This window comes from Mesorhizobium sp. L2C084A000, from assembly GCF_000502875.1.
Classification (GTDB): Bacteria; Pseudomonadota; Alphaproteobacteria; order Rhizobiales; family Rhizobiaceae; genus Mesorhizobium.
The window spans coordinates 436,503-455,244 of the sequence record NZ_AYWX01000002.1 but is presented as its reverse complement, the minus strand read 5'-3'; the positions used below and the strand labels follow the sequence as shown (position 1 = coordinate 455,244).

The following is an 18,742-nucleotide window of genomic DNA, read 5'->3' as shown; positions in this document are numbered from 1 at the left end:
GCCAGATCAGGCCGTGGCGAAGTGTTCGTGTATGCGCCTGGCCAGCCGGAAACCGACATAGACGGCGAAGCCACCGATGACCAGGTGCGGCAGGTTGGCGAAGAAGCGGGCCGGGAATTCGATATCGTTGAGGGAGCGGAAGCCGTTGATGAAGATGCCGGCATCGAGGCAGCCGGAACCGGTGATCAGGCCAAGCACGCCGTCGAACAGGTAGACCGAACCGAACAGCTTGAAATAGAACACCGCCTGGCGGTGCGAGATGAAGGCTGCGGCCAGCGCCCAGACGCCGGAGAAGGCGTGCAGCAGGTCATCATACCATTGCAGCGAAAACAGACCGAACAGATTGCCGCCAGCGTCATTGAACGCGGGTATGTAGCCAATGGCGACGACGCCGAAAAACAGGAAGGCATAGGCGACGGCAAGCTTCTGGATCAGCGTCATGAAGTATCCCCCTCTACGAGTCCGCTTTGCAAACAGACTCTGACGACGCAGCGATACTAACCGATTTTAGCGCGCGGTGAAGCGGCGCCCGCGAGATCGCCGGCGAAGGATATCGAGGGGCAAAAAGACAGTCGGCGCCGGGATTTCTCCCAGCGCCTCCCTGTCAGATCAGGACACGGTCGCGGCAGCAACTTCCGTAAAGTCGTCGCGCCTTGCCGGCCTTGATTTTGACGGTCCTGCCAGTCCGCCGCCCGAGAGCAGCGTCCGTTCGGGACCACGCTGGTTTCCACCCTTGCGGGCTTTGCCCTGCGCACCATCGAAGGTTTCTGCCGTCCTTCATGGCAGCATCGGTCCGCCGTCGGCGTTGGCACGCTTTCCGCGGCCCCGTAGGTCTCGGCTCCGTCCCTCGAAACAGGCAAGCCTGCTCTCGCTTCGGGCCGTACGGGCCTCAGGAAATCCGCCTTTCACTTCGCCTTTCGGCTTGATGATCGGTAGCCGCCTGAGATGGGTTTAACCTACGCCGGGTAAGGGTCCTGGGGAATGGCCGGAGGCCTGTGGATAACGGGATTATCGGGGATCAAGCTGGGGTAACGAAATTTTCCTGTCCGCCACGATGGGCGTCATCGGCGGACATTCGGCCTTGCTCTGCGGGCGGGTGCAGTCTTCAATGCCGGCAAAGGATTCGAGGCGCCGAGCGCCTCGATCCTTGCGGGAGGGTTGCTTGAAAGTCGGAGTGGTTCTCAACCCGATTGCCGGTGGGGGCCGGCTGAAACGGCATTGGCCTGATGTCGCCGTGTCGCTGAAAAAGCATTTTGGCGAATTCGAGCTGCGCGAAACGCAGGCGGAAGGTGACGCCGAAAGGCTGGCAATCGATCTCGCGATGATTGGCTTCGACCTGGTGATTGCGGCCGGCGGCGACGGCACTGCCAGCGAAGTGGCCGATGGACTGCTGCAGGCGTTCCAGGAAAGCGGCCGGACCACCGAGCTCGGCCTCTTGCCGTGCGGCACCGGCATCGATTTCGCGCGCGGGCTCGGCCTGCCGAAAGAGGTGGATGCCGTGCTGAAGCGGTTGGCCGAAGCCAAGGGTCGCAAGGTCGATGCCGGGCGCATCTGCTACATCGACGATCACGGCGCGCTGGCCAGCCGGCATTTCATCAACATCGCCAGCCTGGGGCTTTCCGGCGCCACTGACCGCGCCGTCAATGCCGACAAGCGCAAGGGCAGGATGTCGGCCAAGGCGCTTTTCCTGTGGCGCACCGTGGTCGAGTTCATCCGCTACCGCTTCCAGGACGTCAGGATCACGGTCGACGACGGCGCGCCCGTCGAAGCGCGCATGGCGCTGGTGGCGGTCGCCAACGGAAAATTCTTCGGCGGCGGCATGATGATCGCGCCGGATGCGGAACTGACCGACGGGCAGTTCGACATCGTCATCCTGCGCGCCGCCGGCAAGCTGAAGCTGATCTGGGACATCCGGCTGCTCTATGGCGGCCGGCACCGCAACCATCCAGCGATCACCATCTTGCGCGGCAGGAAAGTGGTGGTCGAACCGCTCGGCGATGTCGAGAAGAACGGCGCGCTGGTCGACATAGACGGCGAGTCGCCGGGACGCATACCCGCGACCTTCGAGATCCTGCCGGGTGCGTTGACGCTCAGATACTGAATCAAGCCGTTGACGGATTGATTCAGATGAATCCGCCGATCCAGCCAACTCGCTGAAATCGCTTAATATCCAGCCGGCGTTAGAGTTCGAGCTTGGCCGGGAAACCAGGTGCGCGCAGGTCGGTGCCGACGGCATCTTCCAATAGTTTGACGATCTGGGTCGACCAGGCGCCGCCGCCATAGGCGGCCTTGCCTTGCTGAAAAATCGCGTTGACGCGCGACGCCAGCTCAAGCGGCACGCCTGACTGTTCGCCCATGGCGAGCGCGAAGCTGAGGTCCTTCAGCGCCAGATCCATGGTGAAGCCGATATCGTAGGAGCCGTTGAGAATGAGCTGGCTTTCGGTATCGTGGACGAAGCTGTTGCCGGAGGAGGCGACGATGGCGTGATAAGCTTGGGCGAGGTCGAGCCCGCCTCGCTTGGCCAGCATCAGCGCCTCGCCGGCGGCGACGAGGTGAACGAAGGCGAGCATGTTGGTGATCACCTTGATCACCGCCGCCGAGCCGACCGGCCCCATCAAGAACGATTTCGCGCACATCGCTTCGATTGCCGGGCGATGGCGCGCATAGAGCGCTGGATCGCCGCCGACCAGCGCGGTGATCTTTCCGGCCGCCGCCAGATGCACGCCGCCGGTGACCGGGCATTCCAGCGTCTCGATGCCTTTGGCCGAGGCGAGGGCCGCGAGGCGGAGAATCTCGTCGCGGCCGTTGGTCGACATCTCGATCCAGGTGCCGCCTGTGGGCAGGCCCTCCAGCAGACCATCGGCGCCCGCCAGCACGGCTTCGCTGACCTTCGGAGAGGGCAGGCAGGAGATGGCGTTGCCGGCCCGTGCGGCGGCCTCGGCGGGGCTGCTTGCCGCTGTGGTCCCGAGCGCCACCAGGCGCTCGACGGCGGTGGGATCACGGTCGAAGACGGTGACGGCAAAGCCGTTGCGGATCAGGCTGGCGGCAAGGTTGCCGCCGAGGTGGCCAAGACCGATGAAGGCGTAGCTTTCGCTCACGGCATCAACGGCGTCTGCATCATCTGCAGATGCAGGTCCTTGCCCGTATAGGGGTGCGCGTCGCAGACCGCCTCGTTGAGCTCGACGCCGAGGCCGGGCTCCTTTGAGGGGATGATTTTGCCGTCCTGCCACTCGATCTTCTTCTTCAGCAGCGTGGCGTGGAAACCGTCCCACTGCTTCAGCGATTCCAGGATGAGGAAGTTGGGCAGCGTCACCGCCAGCTGGATGTTGGCCGCACCGACGATCGGTCCGCAATAGCAATGCGGCGCGATCTGGATGTGGTAGGCCTCGGCCATGGCGGCGATCTTCTTGGTTTCGAGAATGCCGCCGGAGCGGCCGAGGTCCGGCTGAAGGATGGTCGCGGCGCGGTTCTCGATGACGCGGGCGAACTCGAACTTGGTCGTCAGCCGCTCGCCGGTGGCGATCGGGATCGAGGTCGCGCGGGCCACTTGGGCCATGACCTCAGGCATGTCCGGCGGCACCGGCTCCTCGAACCACAAGGGATCGTAGGGCTCGATGGCGCGCGCCATGCGCAGCGCGCCGGACGCCGTGAACTGGCCGTGCGTGCCGAACAGGATGTCGGCGCGGGTGCCGACCGCCTCGCGGATCGCCTTGATCATGCGGGTGGACAGGTCGATATCGACGAGGCGCGGCTGATGGCCGTCGAAGGCGGTGTAGGGGCCGGCCGGGTCGAGCTTGACGGCATTGAAACCCTGCTCGACATATTCGAGCGCACAGGCAGCGGCGAGATCTGGATCGTTGTAGACGTTCTTGCCGTGCGCGTCCTCGGAGTGGACGCTGCCGCTGTGCGGATAGAGATAGGTGTAGGAGCGCAGCGTCTCGTGCACCTGTCCACCGAGCAATTTGTAGACCGGCTTGTCGGCCTCCTTGCCGATAATGTCCCAGCAAGCCATCTCCAGCGCCGAGAAGCAGCCCATGCCGGAGACATCGGGGCGCTGGGTGAAACCCGAGGAATAGGCGCGGCGGAAGAAGTTCTCGATGTCGTGCGGATCGCGGCCGACGAGATAGCGCTCGGCCATGTCCTCGACCATCCGGGCGGTAACATGGGCCGAGAAGGTGGCGTTGTAGGCCTCGCCATAGCCGACCACGCCACCATCGGTGGTCAGCTTGACGAAGATGAAATACTTGCCGCCGATGCCGGGCGGCGGATTGCCGACAACCCAGGTCTTGACGTCGGTGATCTTCATTCTTGGTCCTCCAGAACCAGTTCGGCGCCTTTCCAACCGGTCATGATCGAGGCGGCGTTGGTGTTGCCGGTGATGTTGTCGGGAAAGATCGAGGCATCGATGACGCGCAAACCTTCCAGACCATGCACCCTGAGACGCGGATCGACGACGGCGCGCGCGGGATCCGGCCCCATGCGGCAGGTCGAGACCGGGTGATAGACGGTGCCCGAGCGCTTCCTGAAATCCTGGACCAGATCGGCGTCCGAGGTGATCGACGGGCCGGGCAACACCTCTTCCTCGATGATCTCGGCCATGGCGGGCATCGAGGCGATCTTGCGCACGAATTTCACCGCCGCCAGCATCTCCTCGACATCGGCATTGGTGGAGTAGGCATTGGCCGTTATCTTGGGGTAGTCGCGTGGGTTGGCCGAGCGGATCATGATCTCGCCACGGCTCGACGGGCGGCAGTTGGACAGGCCGATGGAAAAGCCCGGCCATGGGTCCGGCGTCAGGATCGGGCGCTCGCCGCTTTTGGGAATGACGGTCGAGAAGGCCTGGAAATAGAGCTGCATGTTTGGCCGCGTCGCCGCCGGGTCGGTGCGGAAGAAGCCACCGGCATTGTTCATCGACAGCGACAGTGGGCCGGAGCGGGTCAGGATGTATTGCATACCGACCAGCAGCTTGCCCCACCAGGGACGCAGCGTCTGGTTGAGCGTCGGCAGCCGGCCCTTAAAGGTGTAGTTGATGCCGACATGGTCCTGCAGATGCGCACCGACATTTTCGTTGGCATGGACGACGGGAATGCCCAGGCTCCCAAGCAGGGCGGAAGGGCCGACGCCGGACAGTTGCAGCAATTGCGGCGAGTTGATCGAACCGCCCGACAGGATGATTTCGCGGCCGGCACGCGCCGTCTTCATCCCGCCGTTCTGCTGGTATTCGACGCCGACGGCACGCTTGCCCTCGAACAGGATTTTTGTCGCCAGCGCCTTCATCTCGACGCGGACATTCCCGCGCTTCATCGCCGGGCGCAGGAAAGCGCGCGCCGCCGACATGCGGCGGCCATTTCGGGTCGAGATCTGGTAGATGCCGACGCCTTCCTGGGCGGCGCCGTTGAAATCCGGGTTGAGCGGCAGGCCGGCCTGCTGGCCGGCGGCGAGATAGCGTTTGGTCAGCGGATGGACTGCGTCCGAACAGTCGGTGACATGCAGCGGGCCGCCCGTGCCGCGCCATGTGTCGGCACCGGCCTGGTTGTCCTCGAGCGCCTTGAAGGTGGGCAGCAGATCGTCATAGCCCCAGCCAGGATTGCCGGCGGCTGCCCAGGCATCGAAATCCTCACGCGCGCCCCTGATCCAGACCATGGCATTGATCGAGCTCGAACCGCCGAGCAGTTTGCCGCGCGGCCAGTGGTCGGCATTGCCGGCGAGGCCCGGGTCCGGCTCGGCCTTGTAGTTCCAGTTGACGTCGGGATCGAAGAAGGTCTTGCCGTAGCCGAGCGGCATCTGGACGTAGAAGCGGCGGTCTGTGCCGCCGGCCTCCAGCACCAGCACCGAGAAGCGTCCCGAGGCCGAGAGTTTTTCGGCCAGGACCGAGCCGGCCGAGCCGGAGCCGACGATGATGAAATCATAGATCTGCATGATGATGCGGGCGGCTCCGGAAAATTGGCTGCAGCCTAGACGCGACGGCATTCCGAAGTCGCCGCGCCATCCGGCATCAGTTGTGAAAAAAGCGACCGCCGAACTGGCCTAGTTTACGGGGATTCCCGACAATCGCGCTTGATATGCACCGGGGCGACAGCTTATGCGATGGGATCGGCCACTCTGCGGAAGGCAGGAAATCATATGCGGACCCTTCCTGACGCGTTCATTCCCGAACTGCCGGGCCACTACAGCGGCAAGGTCCGCGAGAACTACGACCTTGCGGATGGCCGGCGCATCATCATCGCCACCGACCGGCTCAGTGCCTTCGACACCATCCTGACGTCGATCCCCTACAAGGGCGAGATCCTTACTCAGACGGCGCGTTACTGGTTCGAGGAAACCGCCGACATCTGCCCGAACCATGTTCTCGAATACCCCGACCCGAACGTCGTCGTCGGCACAAGGCTCGACATCCTGCCGATCGAGATCGTCGTGCGCGGTTATCTGGCGGGCACCACCAGCACCTCGATCCTGACGCGCTACAAGCGCGGTGACCGCGACATGTACGGCATCCGCCTGCCGGACGGCCTGCGCGACAATGAAAAGCTGGCGGAGCCGATCATCACGCCGACCAGCAAGGCCGCGCATGGCGGCCATGACGAACCGCTGTCCAAAGCGGAGATTCTCGAGCAGGGTCTTCTCACGCAGGCGCAGTGGGATACCGTATCGGACTACGCCTTGCGGCTGTTCGCCCGCGGCCAGCAGCGCGCCGCCGAACGCGGCCTGATCCTGGCCGATACAAAATACGAATTCGGCACCGACAAGAACGGGACCATCATTCTTGCCGACGAAATCCACACGCCCGACAGCAGCCGGTACTGGATCGCATCGAGTTACGAACAGGCGCTCGCCAGCGGCAGCCGGCCGGAGAGTTTCGACAAGGATTTCATCCGCTCGTGGGTCTCGGCGCGCTGCGATCCCTATAGCGACCCTATTCCGAAGATTCCGGACGAGATTGTCGAACAGGCCTCGCGGGTCTACGCGCAGGCCTACGAGGCGATCACGGGTAAGGAATTCTCTCCGGACCTTTCCGGGGACAGCGTGCTCGATCGCATTCGCTCGAACCTAAGGCGCTATTTCTAATCGACCTTCGCCGGGTGATGCGAACTGCCGTCTTCCACTCACCGCCATGCCAGAGCCCACCAACTCGGGTTAACGGAGCCTTCGCGGGGCGTTGGCTGACGGTGCATCCAACGAAAAACCCGCCTGTGCGGCGGGTCACTGGCGCAAATCAGCACCATAGGCAAAAATCTACCATAGCTGAGGGCACCAAGTCAAGAAAAAATTCCTATCGTGAAAAGCTGCCGGCAAAAAAGCTGCCGACACCGCGGCCCGGCTATCGCAGGTCTTTTGTCAGTTCGGAGCCGTGTGGCCATGTCGTGGCGCGTTGACCTTCGGGCGCCGTGACGATACGGGATCGAGGGCGGCCGGTCTCGAAGGATTTCTCGCATGGTGCACTACGCTGAAGGACGGCCGCTTGGCGATCTGACGCTGCGCACCCTGGCCATGCCTTCGGACGCCAATGCGGCCGGCGACATTTTCGGCGGCTGGGTGATGGCGCAGATGGACCTGGCCTGCGGCATCCGCGCCGCCGAGCGCGCCAAGGGCCGCGTGGTGACGGCGGCGGTCAAGGAAATGTCCTTCGCCAAGCCGATGAAGATCGGCGACACGCTGTGCATCTACACCCATGTCGAGCGCGTCGGCCGCACCTCGATGACGCTCAAGGTCGAAGCCTGGGCGCAGCGCTACCTCTCCGACCTGATGGAAAAGGTCACCCATGCCGATTTCGTCATGGTGGCGCTGGATGGCGAGGGCAAGCCGAAAGCAGTTCCTGCCGAAAGCTGACGCGAGCCGTTTTTCCCACGCTTGGTCATTTGTAACAGTGCCCCGCCTGGAGACCCGTTTCGCGACATCCGATGGTTGCCTCCAAGCCTGATCCTGCTGCAATCGGAGGAGAGACAATGCGTCAACATCTGCTGAACGGTTGGCTCGTGGCAGCCCTGGTCGCGACGACATGCCTGCTCGGCGTGACCGCTTACGCGGAGGTGAAGGAAGATATCTCGCGCAGTGCCTGCACGCATGGGGAACAGGCTCCCGGCGAGCAGGGCGCACGGTGTGATACCTGTGCCGCCGCGCGATGCGATGTCCGCACATCAGGAGCCTGAGCGGCAGCCGTCAGCGGACGGCATGAGCGGCAATCCACCAGCCAAAACGGCGCGTGCATTCGGGCAACGATCCGCGCAGCCGAGATAGAATTTCCGATCAGGCAAGCCGGATGTTGCGTGCGGGTCTGAATCCCTTGCAGCGCAAGGGTTTCAGACGCGGGCGTCGTCGAATTTTTCGCGCGCCGCCTTGACGCGCATGGTGTTCGCACGCGCCCATTCGCTCAGTGCGCTGACGGGGATCAGCAGCTCGTGGCCGAGTTCGGTCAGCTCATAATCGACGCGCGGCGGAATGGTTGGAAACACGGTGCGGGTGACGAAGCCGTCACGCTCCAGCCCGCGCAAGGTGGTGGTCAGCATCTTCTGCGAGATGCCGCCGACGGCAGCACGCAATTCGTTGAAACGCAGCGGTCCGTCGCCCAGCTTGCCGACGACCAGAACGGTCCATTTGTCGCCGACGCGCTGCAGGATTTCCGAGATGGCGCGGCAGTCCTCGGTGCGGTGTGGGTGCCTCGGTAACAAAAAAGTGCCTTCTTGTGCATCGCGTTTGCAGTATCTCATATAGCGCAGGTATCCAAATGATACCAGTACTTCGTGCAAGGAGAGCCCTTATGTCCAAACCCAAAATTGCTATCGTCGTCGGATCGACGCGCGCCGCTCGTTTCGCCGATGTGCCAACCCAGTGGATCGCCAAGATCGCCAAGTCGCACGCCGACATCGATGTCGAGATCGTCGACCTGCGCGACTTCCCGCTGCCGTTCTTCGACGAGGTCGCATCCTCCGCCTGGGCGCCGTCGCAGAACGAAGTGGCACAGCGCTGGCAGAAGAAGGTCGCCGAATTCGACGGCTTCATCTTCACCGCCGCCGAATACAATCATGGCCCGACGGCCGTGCTGAAGAACGCCATCGACTACGCCGCCAATGAATGGAACAAGAAGCCGGCCGGCTTCGTCGGTTATGGCAGCGTCGGCGGCTCGCGTGCCGTCGAACAGCTTAGACTGTATGCCGTCGAATTGCAGATGGCGCCGGTCAAGTCGGCCGTCCATATCGCCTGGGGCGATTTCCTCGCCGTCCGCCAGGGCGAGAAGAAGCTGGAAGACCTCGAGCATCTGAACCAGGCCGCCACCGCGCTGGTCAACGATGTTGCGTGGTGGGCCAAGGTGCTCAAGGCAGCGCGTCAGGCCGACGCCGTTGCCGAGGAAGTCAAGGCGGCCTGACCGCCAATTCGAATTATCCTCCCAAGGATCCGGGGCGGCGCTTGCGTCGCCCTTTTTCAATTATAGCGGCTCGAATTGAAAGCTGGCGCCGGATCGGACGACGCGGCCGATGCCGGGCGAATCCAGATGCGCGCCGGCGACGAAACAATGATCGTCGGCTGCAAGCGCCAGCAACCGCAACCGGCTTTCGCGCGCCTGGTCCTGATCGGCGTCGAATTCCCATGTCACCTCAGGTCGATCGAACTGAAGCGATGGGACGTGAACGGTGTCGCCCCAAATCAGAATGGGTTCGCCGCCGGCAGAAACACGAAAGCAGCTGTGTCCCGCTTCATGGCCATGAGCGCCGACAATGTCGACATGTGTCCCGATACGGTCTCCGGCTTCGAAGGGTTCCGCCATGCCGTGAAATCGTTCGAGCCGCGCTTCGGCGCGAAAAAAGCCGAGTTCTTCCCCGGGAACGAGCAAGCGCGCCAGGCGCGGGAAAGCGTCGCGGCCGTCGGCAAGCACAAGACCATGGATGTGGTCGAGATGCGTGTGGGTGAAGCAGACGGTACGGACTCGTCCTGCATCGATGCCAGCTTCGTCCAGCGCCTCGGGAAGTCGGCCCATGGTGGGATGCCAGGCGTTCGAGGCGCCGGTATCGATCAAGATGATCCCGTTTCCATCGTCAATCGCGAAGGCATTGACGGAAAGCCTGAGTTGACCACCAACCAACGCGACTTGTTGCGGCAATTCATCGCCAAATGGCTTGTCGCCGCGTTGCCGAAGCCGTCCGATCGGCATGTCGACATAGCCATCGCGCAAGGAGGTGATGCGCAAGTCACCAAGATCGTAGGTCTGATAAAGGTCGCCTGAAGCTATGCGGCGCATTTTTTCGATCCGTTCTGTGGACATCGACAACCTGCGACGGGCAGCCCGCGTCGCCCCGTCAATTCGATTTATGCCATTTGTGCATGCGTCGCCTGCCTCGGCCGGATGATGCAGTCTGCGAGGCGGTTCGTCTCGTTCAACTCGTCGGCGTGGTGCTGGCCCCATTGGCAGAGCGCCAGCAGGATCGGCTCGAGGCTGAGGCCGAGGCGCGTCGCCGAATATTCGACGCGCGATGGCACTTCGGCGAAGATTTCACGGCTGACCAGGCCGTGCTCTTCCATTTCGCGCAGCTGCTGGATCAGCACTTTCTGGGTGATGCCCGGCATCAGCGTCTTGAGCGCCGACAGGCGCCGGGGACCATCGAAGAGATGGTAGAGGATAACCGCCTTCCAGCGACCCGCGATCACTTTCAGCGCCCGTTCCGCCGGCAGCATCGGCAGTCTTTTGATCGGCATTCTCTTGGGATCTGGCATGGTCACCTCCTGGTCAGCAGGGGACAAATGAGTGTGTAGTCGAGGCTCCGCAGATAGTGGCAAACCGCTGCCGATGCCAGTGCTATCGGAGTTTGCCATGAAAGCCATTCAACTCAGCCGCTTCGGCGGTCCCGAGATGCTGGAGGTGGTCGATCTGCCGACCCCGGTGCCGCAGGCCGGTGAGGTGCTGATTCGTGTCCATGCCGCCGGGATCAACTTCTTCGAAGTGCTGATGCGCGCGAACCGCTACGCGGTGACGCCGCAACTGCCGATGATCCCGGGCGTCGAGGCGGCGGGTGTCGTCGAGGCCGTCGGGCAAGGCGTGGATGCACAATTGCTGGGTCGCCGCGTGGCCGCGCCTTTGTTCATGTCGCAGCGTCCCCACAGCGGCTATGCGGAGCAGGTGACGATGTCAGCCGATCTCGTCGTGCCGCTGCCGGATGCGCTGCCGTTCGAGGCTGCCACGGCGCTGATGGTGCAGGGGCTGACGGCCCTTCATCTGCTTCGGCAAAGCCCGCCCGATGACAAGGCGGTGCTGGTGCCGGCCGCATCGGGCGGTGTGGGAACGCTGCTTGTCCAACTGGCCAGGCTGAAGGGCGCACGCCAGGTGATCGCAGCCGCCGGCGGCAAGGCAAAGCTGGATTTCGCCTTGTCGCTCGGCGCCGATGCCGCAGTCGACTATACCAAGCCGGACTGGCCCGCTCGCGTCCGCGACCTCACCGGCGGGGAGGGCGCCAACGTCATCTACGACACAGTCGGCGGTGCGCTGACCGCTGCCTCACTTGAGGCTCTGGCGCCTGGCGGCGAACTGGTCTTTGCTGCGCTCGGGCGCTTTGGCCTCGCTGCCTCCGATCTGGAGCAGTTGATCGGCCGCAACCAGTCACTCAGGGGTTTCGCGCTGCTGCCGCTGCTGTCTGCCGATGTGCTGAAAGCCAGCCTGTCCGAACTGTTCCAAATGGCGGCAAGCGGCCGGCTGCAGGTCACGATCGGCGGCAGATTCCGGCTCGACCAGGCCGGGGAAGCGCACCGGTTGCTGGATGAGCGCCGGTCGACCGGGAAGGTGGTACTGATACCCTGATATGGCGATAGCCGCGAACACGACGCCAATCGGGGTTGGACTGCTACATCGACGGGACTGCCATCTGGTCGCGCCCTGTGGCCTGATATATCCGGCTGCAATCCGTCACATGAGTGAAGCCGTGAAGACATCCAGCCTGACCGGCGCCGTTTCCCCGATGATCCCGGTGCTCGTTTGCGCGCTTGCGATCTTCCTGCTGTCCGGGATGGATGCGGCGATGAAGATCCTGGTCATCGCGGTCGGCGTCTACAACACCTTGCTATGGCGCAGCATGGTCGCGACCGTGGTCGCGGGCGCGGCCTGGTTGGCGGGACCGCGCCTAACGCCAACCGTTCCGGTGCTGAGGCTGCATGCGCTGCGTGCCGCGATTGTCGGCATCGTCCTGATATCCTTCTTCTGGGGCTTGGCCAGGCTGCCGCTCGCGGAGGCGATCGGGCTCAGTTTCGTGGCGCCCTTGTTTGCCCTGTTTCTCGCCGCGCTGCTGCTGGGCGAACGGATCCGGCGCCAGGCTGTCTGGGCATCTTTGGCCGGCATTGCCGGTGTCGCCATCATCATGGCCGGCCAGTTCGGGAAGGCAGACTATTCGCAAGATGCCATGCTCGGCACGGCAGCGGTGCTCGTGTCGACGGTGTTCTACGGCTACAATCTGATCCTCGCCCGGCAACAGGCGCAGTTGGCCAAGCCCATCGAGATCATGCTGTTCCAGAACCTTTGCGTTGCCATCCTCCTCGGTCTCGCAGCACCCTGGCTTGCCGTCGCCCTACCGAGCAATCTTTGGCTTCCTTTGGCCGGGGTGACGGTGCTGTCGCTTGCCGGGCAGTTCCTGATGAGCTGGTCCTACGCCCGCGCCGAAGCGCAATATCTGATCCCGACGGAATACTCGGCCTTTATCTGGGCGGTCGCGCTCGGCTGGTTCTTCTTCGGCGAGGAGGCGACCTGGACCACCTTGACCGGAGCGTGCCTGATCGTCGCCGGCTGCCTGATCGCCGCGCGGGCCAATCCCAGGCTTGCCGAGCCCATCGAAGTGGCGGTTTGAGCGCCGACGTTCAGCGCCCGGCAGGTTCGCGAAATACCCCAGTCTCCACCTCGTGGATGAAGTGAGCGATGAGAGCCGCGCATTGGCGATGATGCGTTTCGAGAAGCATGTGTCCGCTCTCAAAGACATGGATTTCGACTGCGTCGAGGTCGCGGCTGTAGGCCATGATCTCGTCCAGCGCGAAGAAGGCGTCGTGCCGTCCCCACAGCACGAGGCATGCTGGCTGTTGGTCGCGGAGATAGGCCTGGATGGCCGGGAAGCGGGCGATGTGCGAGCCATAATCGGTGAAGAGTTCGAACTGAATGTCGGTGTTGCCGGGCCTCGCCAGACGCTCCGTATCGAGATACCAACCCTCGGGCGGAAACAACACCTTCAGACGCTCGGGGAGACCGCCGATATATTGGTTCCGGGTCCCCTCGAAATTCATCCAGTCCGGCAGTTTGGCGCGGTTTTCTTCAGTCGGTTCGGCGAGGAACGCCTTCGGCGCGTCCCATTCCGGTCCCAGCCCCTCGTCATGAGCGTTGCTGTCCTGCGCGATCAGGCCGAGGATGCGATCCGGCCGCCGTGTGGCGAGATGATAGCCGACGGGCGTGCCGAAGTCAGTGATGTAGAGGAAGAATCGCTGGAGGCCGAGGGCCTCGATGAAGGCTTCGATCGTGTTGGCCAGGTTCTCGAACGTGTAGTCATAGGCATCGATGGAAGGGGCGGACGAAAAGCCGAAACCGGGCAGATCCGGCGCCACCACATAGGCTGTCTCCGCCAGCGGTTCGATGACATTTCGATAGACGTGCGACGAAGTCGGATACCCGTGCAGCAGCAGGATTGCCGGCCTGCCCGGGTCGCCGGCATGACGATAGAAGATGTCGAGGCCGTCGACATTGATGGTCTGGTGGCGGGTCTTGTAACGATTGCTGCACATCCTCTCTCTCCAGGCTCTCGCGCCGATCTGGGGTGGCTTTGACACCGTATATCGGTGTGATAGTGATTCATCTTGTAACCGTATAATGCAAGTAATGAGGTTATGTTCCGTGAGCCATGCACACACCGAATGGGTGCCGGATCACTTCATAGGCGGGCATCCCGCTTTGGACCTGTCGAACGCCGTGTTCGACCGGCGGGTGCCAGCAGCTGATAATGAACTGTTTAAGTCCGTCCGGGATGTTGCGAACTGGTTCAACGCCTCAGGGCTTGCCGACGATCGCCAGGCGCAGGCCGTCGCCGAGATAGCGGATGGGCGGTTCGTGGAACGGGTCCGCGAAGTGCGGGAGGCGTCATTTCAGGTTTTCGAGTCAATCGCCGCCGGCAAACCGTCCGCGGTCGAACCGCTAGATCATTTCACCGTTTCACGGAAACGGCGAGCTGCTCTAACTCTTTGTTTTGACGCAATCCCGGACGGAAAACCGCTTCACACTTTTCCTGGAATTGCTCTAGGCGTGTTATTCTCGCGCACGGCAAGCTCGCTTGCCGCCGGCTCTATCGAGCTGGATCGCACCAGACCGAAGCTTGCCCTTGCCCGGTGGCGGGACCCGGATGCCGTCACCGCCTTGCTGGCCATGCTGTCCATCGAAGCGTTCTTCACCCTGCCGCGCGACAGGCTGCATTCCTGCCCTCGCTGTGGCTGGCTTTTCCTCGATACGTCGCGAGGCGGCAAGCGGCGCTGGTGCAGCATGCGCACCTGCGGTAACCGCGAGAAGGTCTCGCGCCACCGAGATCATGCCCATGCCTAGATCCGGGTTAGCGCACCACTTCGCCTTTGCCACGGGCAGGCCGGATGCCGGCGCGTCACTCCGGAAGACCGGCCTTGCGAAAACCATCGACGAAATGCTCGAGCGTAGCGGCGTCGCGGAATGGCTCGGTCGTCGCCCAGTGATGGGTTGTGAAATGCGGGTTGCCGACGAGAAACAGCTCGGCCTCCGCGCGCGCCTCATCCAGCCGGCCGAGTTGCGCCAGGCTTGCCGCCAGGAAACGGCGTGAGCTTGTGCGATAGGTCTCGTCACGGCGCAACGTCTCGATAGCGGCTTGATAGTCGCGCGCCGCATATTGCGCCTGGCCGAGCGTCAGATAGTACCAGCTCGCCGGAAACGGGTTCAGCCGGAACGCCTTGCGAATGTGCTCAAGGCCCTCTTCGACCCGGCCGGCCAGAACCGCGATGTCGGACAATGCAGCCCAGGTGTCGGCCTCGTTCGGGTCGAGCTCGATCGCCTTGGCGAATTCGGCATCCGCCTCGGCGAAGCTGCGCTCATAGGCAAGCAGGTAGGCCAGGATCCAGCGACAGCCAGCATCGTTGGGATCGATCGCCACAGCCTTGCGCGCCAGCTCCAAGGCAACGCTGCGGGCAGCTTCGGTTGGTCCGCCCCAATGCACCTGTCCCATCCAGTGGTTCATGGCAAGCCAGCGATAGGGCTCGGCGTATCCGGGATCGAGCGACACCGCGCGCGTCAGCATCAGATGCGCTTCCTGCGCCATCTGCGGCGAGTCGTCGATCAGCTTGCGCGCCCGCACGCAGAGATCGTAAGCCTCGAGATTGCTGGGCCGGTTGCGCGGCGGCAGCGTGCGCAGACGGCCAAGCAATGCCTCCACGATCTTGGCCGTCACCTCGTCCTGAACGGCAAAGATGTCGTCCAGGCCGCGATCGAAGCGTTCCGCCCACAGATGATCGCCGCTCACCGCGTCAACCAGCTGTGCGTTGATGCGCACGCGCCCCGCGGCGCGTCTTGCGCTGCCTTCCAGCAGGTAGCGCACGCCAAGGTCCCCGGCGATCTCGCGCACGTCCATCGCTTTTCCCTTGTAGGCAAAGGTCGAGTTGCGGGCGATGACGAACAGGCCGGAGATCCTGGACAGGTCGGTGATCAGGTCTTCGGTCAACCCGTCCACGAAGGAATCCTGCTCGGGATCGTTGCTGAAATTTACGAAGGGCAGCACGGCTATCGATGGTTTGTCGGGCAGCGGCAAGGGTTTTCGCTTGGCCTGGCCGAGCTGTTCGACGGCCCCCGTGAAACGGTAGCCGACGCGCGGAACGGTGGATATCCATTCGCCGTTCTCGCCGACAGGACCAAGCAGCTTGCGCAACTGCGCGATCTGGACGGTGAGGTTGCCTTCCTCCACGGCCGTGCCCGGCCATGCAGCGTCCATCAACTCGGCCTTTCCCAAGATTTCACCGGGCCGCCCGACGAGTGCTGCAAGCAGGCTCAGCCCGCGATAGCCAACGGCAACGGGGACGTCGTTCCGAAGCAGCGTTCCCGCACCCGGATCAAGCACGAACGGACCAAAGGCAAAACGCGATCCCATAGACGCATCTATAGAGCAATTCCAGGAAAAGTGTGAATCGGTTTTCTGTTCGGAATTGCGTCAAAACAAAGGGTTAGAGTAGGTTACCGGTTCCGTGAACCGGTGAACTGCTCTAGCTCGTTTGGAAGTTTTGAGAACTATTTGGGAGGGCTTAATTACGGCGCCGTCCGTATCCTGCAGAATTCAACCTCATCGAGAGCCCTAGGCCCTCAAACCATATGGAGGTTGCCATGACCAATACACTTGCATCAGCCCAGCGTTGTGCAGCGCGACCGGGAACGCCCGTGCGGCCGGCATCGCGCCGGCTCCTGAAGACCCTGCGAAGCATCATAGCGAGCTGGCACGATCGGACCTGGCGCGAACGGATACGCTTTCGCTGGCAACTCAGGCAGATGTCGAAGGACAATCCGCATCTGATCGACGATATCGGCCTGACGATAGAGCAGGTCGAGGGAGAGATCGCCAAGTCCTTCTGGGAACGATAGAGCGAATGCCGCAATTGCTCGGGCGTCAGCGCACCGCCTCGCGATGGGCGCTTGCCAGGCGGGATGCGGCGGCCGTCGAGATCGCCACCTCGAAGCGCCAGCCCTGCGCGTCGACGCATTCGCCAGTCGCCGGCATGATGCATGTGCGCCAGCACATAGCCGGCGACGGAGCCCGGTGATGGGAGAATGCCGGCCGTTGTGGCGGTGCGAAACGGTAGTACTCGTCATGGACCAGCACCATCGGAACGCCTTTAATCTCGACAGGACATCGAGCGCGTCGCACCCCTGAAGCGTGTCCCGTACGAACGGGTTCAGGCGACCCGTTTTAGGTCCTCGTTTTTATGCATGTCGTTCTCCCAAACCGAGGTCGCTTTGGGCGACATGCATCAGAGGGCATCCATATGTACGCCATTGGCAATCTGAGTGCAGCCGGGCAGGCCGAATTGCTCGGCCCACAGACATAGTGAACCTGCTGCTGCGTTGAGCGCCGCGCCGCGTTCTGTCAGCGAATAGACTACCTTCGCTGGAACCACGGAAAGACTTTACGGTCGACAAGGCCGTCGGCCTCCAGTTCTCGCAATTGTTGCGCCAGCATCTTTTCACTGATGCCAGAAAGCGCCTGTTTCAATCGACCAAATCTGCGCGACGCCGTTCCGAGCTCGCAAAGGATATCTACTTTCCACTTTCCTTCGACCATTCTGACGGCCGCTGCAAAGCCATTGTCCGCGGAATTGTTCATCGCGCGTTCCTTACCTTCTGGTGACCACTTACGCCCGGGTGCGTATCGCGCGCCGCTCGTTTTGACATACCTCTCAAGACGATCACAGCAAAACGCGGTCTGACGCCGCCAATTGATATGGAGTGTGGAATGAAGCTTTCAATCACGGTCATTGGAACGGGCCGTATGGGCTCGGCGCTCGCCGGCAGCCTGCTTCAGTCGGGATATCCGACGACTGTCTGGAACAGAACCAGACAGAAGACCGATCCACTCGCCAGGCTGGGCGCAATCGCCGCGTCCTCCGTGGAGGAAGCCGTGAACGCAGGCGAGATCATCATTGTGAATGTCAGCGACTATGAGGCGACAAAAGCGCTTCTCCACAGTGACGCCATCGCCTCAGCCATTCGCGGCAAGCTGATCGTGGAGTTGACTTCGGGGACGCCGAGTGGCGCACGGGAAGCCGCTGAATGGTGTACGAAGCACGGCGCAAACTACCTTGATGGCGCGATCATGGCGACGCCGGATTATATCGGCACGGACGCCGGGACCATCCTGCTTGCCGGGCCAAGGGAGGCTTTCGACACGAACCGCGATGTGTTTCGCGCCTTGGGTGGCAATGTCCAGCATGTTGGCGAAGAACCAGGGCGTGCGAACGCGCTCGATAGCGCACTACTGGCTATCATGTGGGGCGCTCTGTTCGGGACGCTCCATGCGATCGCCGTGTCGCAGGCCGAAGAGATCGAACTGGGTGAACTGGCGCGGCAGTGGTCCGCGACGGCGCCGGTCATTGACGGCCTGGTGACCGACCTCATCAAGCGGACGAGCGCTGGCCGATTTGCCAGCGATAACGAAACGCTCTCGTCGATCTCGGCGCACCACGGCGCAATGCAGCATCTGTTGGAGTTGATGCAGTTCCGCGGAATCGACCGTTCAATAGTCGATGGTTATGATGCGATATTCAAACGGGCCATAGCGGCGGGCCACTTGCACGATGATTTCGCCGCGCTCTCGCATTTTCTGGCGACAGGGAAGTAGCATGCCTTTGACGCATCTCATTGATAAGTATTGTGCATCGTGGTCCACCGAAAACGCCGAGAAGCGGCGGGCGTCGCTGCTATCGGTCTTGAGCGATGGCGCGACGTATACAGATCCAACCGTTCACGCTGTTGGTGCCAAAGAACTGCTAGCCCACATTGCAGGAATTCAGAGCAAGCATCCTGGTGCCTGCATTCTGCGGACCAGCAACGTGGATGTTCATCACGGCGTCGCGCGCTTCGCGTGGAAGTTTGTGATGCCTGACGGTTCGTCTTTACCCGAGGGCCTGGACATCGCTTTTCTAGATGAGGAGCAGAAACGGATAACGCGCATCATTGGCTTCTTCGGTTTGTTGAAACCAGTTCGACCTCTGGCAGAGGGCGGCGTCAGCTAACCGG

Annotated in this window: 21 protein-coding genes and 1 pseudogene; 12 read left to right on the top strand and 10 right to left on the bottom strand. The window is 62.5% G+C overall.

Translation table 11 applies throughout. The features are described from left to right. Window positions 1-6: 6 nt before the first annotated feature. Window positions 7-441, bottom strand: a complete 435-nt coding sequence (locus X735_RS159075; RefSeq protein WP_023809772.1) for a hypothetical protein — start codon at window positions 439-441, stop codon at window positions 7-9. A 721-nt stretch (window positions 442-1,162) separates the two neighbouring features. Here X735_RS159075 and X735_RS159080 point away from each other — a divergent pair. Then, a complete protein-coding gene (locus X735_RS159080) occupies window positions 1,163-2,101 on the top strand; it encodes a diacylglycerol kinase family protein (protein WP_023809771.1) in 939 nt (312 codons plus the stop codon). Window positions 2,102-2,180: 79 nt separating this feature from the next. On the opposite strand, the gene X735_RS159085 is transcribed toward X735_RS159080, so the two are convergent. Genes X735_RS159085 through X735_RS159095 form a run of 3 tightly spaced genes read right to left on the bottom strand, consistent with a single transcriptional unit; the run spans window position 2,181 to window position 5,919 of the window. Further along, complete coding sequence (locus X735_RS159085; RefSeq protein ID WP_023809770.1) at window positions 2,181-3,098, bottom strand: NAD(P)-dependent oxidoreductase; 918 nt, start codon at window positions 3,096-3,098, stop codon at window positions 2,181-2,183. Next, on the bottom strand, window positions 3,095-4,306 hold the full coding sequence (locus X735_RS159090) for a mandelate racemase/muconate lactonizing enzyme family protein (protein ID WP_023809769.1): 1,212 nt from the start codon (window positions 4,304-4,306) through the stop codon (window positions 3,095-3,097). Before X735_RS159090 ends, X735_RS159085 begins: the two co-directional genes overlap by 4 nt. Continuing rightward, entirely contained in the window at window positions 4,303-5,919 is a 1,617-nt protein-coding gene (locus tag X735_RS159095) for a GMC family oxidoreductase N-terminal domain-containing protein (protein ID WP_023809768.1), read from the bottom strand. The genes X735_RS159090 and X735_RS159095 overlap by 4 nt, the downstream gene beginning before the upstream one ends. A gap of 204 nt (window positions 5,920-6,123) precedes the next feature. Between X735_RS159095 and X735_RS159100 the strand changes: the two genes are divergently transcribed. The 3 genes from X735_RS159100 to X735_RS1000000167225 all read left to right on the top strand — a co-directional run bounded on the left by X735_RS159100 (window position 6,124) and on the right by X735_RS1000000167225 (window position 8,147). Further along, complete coding sequence (locus X735_RS159100; RefSeq protein ID WP_023809766.1) at window positions 6,124-7,065, top strand: phosphoribosylaminoimidazolesuccinocarboxamide synthase; 942 nt, start codon at window positions 6,124-6,126, stop codon at window positions 7,063-7,065. A gap of 366 nt (window positions 7,066-7,431) precedes the next feature. Next, complete coding sequence (locus X735_RS159105; protein WP_023809765.1) at window positions 7,432-7,827, top strand: acyl-CoA thioesterase; 396 nt, start codon at window positions 7,432-7,434, stop codon at window positions 7,825-7,827. A 116-nt stretch (window positions 7,828-7,943) separates the two neighbouring features. Next, on the top strand, window positions 7,944-8,147 hold the full coding sequence (locus tag X735_RS1000000167225) for a hypothetical protein (RefSeq protein WP_081734779.1): 204 nt from the start codon (window positions 7,944-7,946) through the stop codon (window positions 8,145-8,147). Window positions 8,148-8,297: 150 nt separating this feature from the next. Here the strand turns inward: X735_RS1000000167225 and X735_RS159110 are convergent, their stop codons facing one another. After that, window positions 8,298-8,666 (bottom strand): helix-turn-helix domain-containing protein, encoded by a 369-nt coding sequence (locus X735_RS159110; protein ID WP_023809764.1) that lies wholly within the window; start codon window positions 8,664-8,666, stop codon window positions 8,298-8,300. An 89-nt stretch (window positions 8,667-8,755) separates the two neighbouring features. On the opposite strand from X735_RS159110, the gene X735_RS159115 reads away from it, so the two are divergent. Next, window positions 8,756-9,361 (top strand): NADPH-dependent FMN reductase, encoded by a 606-nt coding sequence (locus tag X735_RS159115; RefSeq protein WP_023809763.1) that lies wholly within the window; start codon window positions 8,756-8,758, stop codon window positions 9,359-9,361. Window positions 9,362-9,421: 60 nt separating this feature from the next. Here X735_RS159115 and X735_RS1000000167220 read toward each other — a convergent pair whose 3' ends face one another. Continuing rightward, a complete protein-coding gene (locus tag X735_RS1000000167220; RefSeq protein WP_245273154.1) occupies window positions 9,422-10,144 on the bottom strand; it encodes an MBL fold metallo-hydrolase in 723 nt (240 codons plus the stop codon). A 155-nt stretch (window positions 10,145-10,299) separates the two neighbouring features. After that, a complete protein-coding gene (locus tag X735_RS159125; protein ID WP_023809761.1) occupies window positions 10,300-10,704 on the bottom strand; it encodes a helix-turn-helix domain-containing protein in 405 nt (134 codons plus the stop codon). 97 nt (window positions 10,705-10,801) lie between these two features. Between X735_RS159125 and X735_RS159130 the strand changes: the two genes are divergently transcribed. Together X735_RS159130 and X735_RS159135 are read left to right on the top strand one after the other, a co-directional pair. Beyond that, complete coding sequence (locus X735_RS159130; protein WP_023809760.1) at window positions 10,802-11,782, top strand: zinc-binding dehydrogenase; 981 nt, start codon at window positions 10,802-10,804, stop codon at window positions 11,780-11,782. A gap of 109 nt (window positions 11,783-11,891) precedes the next feature. Beyond that, complete coding sequence (locus X735_RS159135; RefSeq protein ID WP_023809759.1) at window positions 11,892-12,818, top strand: DMT family transporter; 927 nt, start codon at window positions 11,892-11,894, stop codon at window positions 12,816-12,818. A gap of 10 nt (window positions 12,819-12,828) precedes the next feature. Here the strand turns inward: X735_RS159135 and X735_RS159140 are convergent, their stop codons facing one another. Next, a complete protein-coding gene (locus X735_RS159140) occupies window positions 12,829-13,737 on the bottom strand; it encodes an alpha/beta hydrolase (RefSeq protein WP_023809758.1) in 909 nt (302 codons plus the stop codon). Window positions 13,738-13,846: 109 nt separating this feature from the next. Here X735_RS159140 and X735_RS23520 point away from each other — a divergent pair, with 109 nt between their 5' ends. Continuing rightward, window positions 13,847-14,545, top strand: coding sequence for a CGNR zinc finger domain-containing protein (locus X735_RS23520; protein WP_032908926.1), 699 nt, complete (start codon window positions 13,847-13,849; stop codon window positions 14,543-14,545). A gap of 55 nt (window positions 14,546-14,600) precedes the next feature. Here X735_RS23520 and X735_RS159145 read toward each other — a convergent pair whose 3' ends face one another. Next, window positions 14,601-16,106 (bottom strand): winged helix-turn-helix domain-containing tetratricopeptide repeat protein, encoded by a 1,506-nt coding sequence (locus X735_RS159145; RefSeq protein ID WP_023809756.1) that lies wholly within the window; start codon window positions 16,104-16,106, stop codon window positions 14,601-14,603. A 230-nt stretch (window positions 16,107-16,336) separates the two neighbouring features. On the opposite strand from X735_RS159145, the gene X735_RS0133825 reads away from it, so the two are divergent. Further along, entirely contained in the window at window positions 16,337-16,591 is a 255-nt protein-coding gene (locus X735_RS0133825; RefSeq protein WP_023809755.1) for a hypothetical protein, read from the top strand. A gap of 5 nt (window positions 16,592-16,596) precedes the next feature. Further along, window positions 16,597-16,770: a hypothetical protein gene (locus X735_RS1000000168635; protein WP_155930560.1), complete on the top strand. Its 174-nt coding sequence runs from the start codon at window positions 16,597-16,599 to the stop codon at window positions 16,768-16,770. 207 nt (window positions 16,771-16,977) lie between these two features. Here the strand turns inward: X735_RS1000000168635 and X735_RS01000000165625 are convergent. Beyond that, window positions 16,978-17,288, bottom strand: a pseudogene (locus tag X735_RS01000000165625) (winged helix-turn-helix transcriptional regulator). A 171-nt stretch (window positions 17,289-17,459) separates the two neighbouring features. Between X735_RS01000000165625 and X735_RS159150 the strand changes: the two are divergent. Together X735_RS159150 and X735_RS159155 are read left to right on the top strand one after the other, a co-directional pair. Further along, window positions 17,460-18,344 (top strand): NAD(P)-binding domain-containing protein, encoded by an 885-nt coding sequence (locus tag X735_RS159150; protein WP_023809753.1) that lies wholly within the window; start codon window positions 17,460-17,462, stop codon window positions 18,342-18,344. A gap of 1 nt (window position 18,345) precedes the next feature. After that, on the top strand, window positions 18,346-18,738 hold the full coding sequence (locus tag X735_RS159155) for a hypothetical protein (protein ID WP_023809752.1): 393 nt from the start codon (window positions 18,346-18,348) through the stop codon (window positions 18,736-18,738). The last annotated feature ends 4 nt before the right edge of the window (window positions 18,739-18,742 follow it).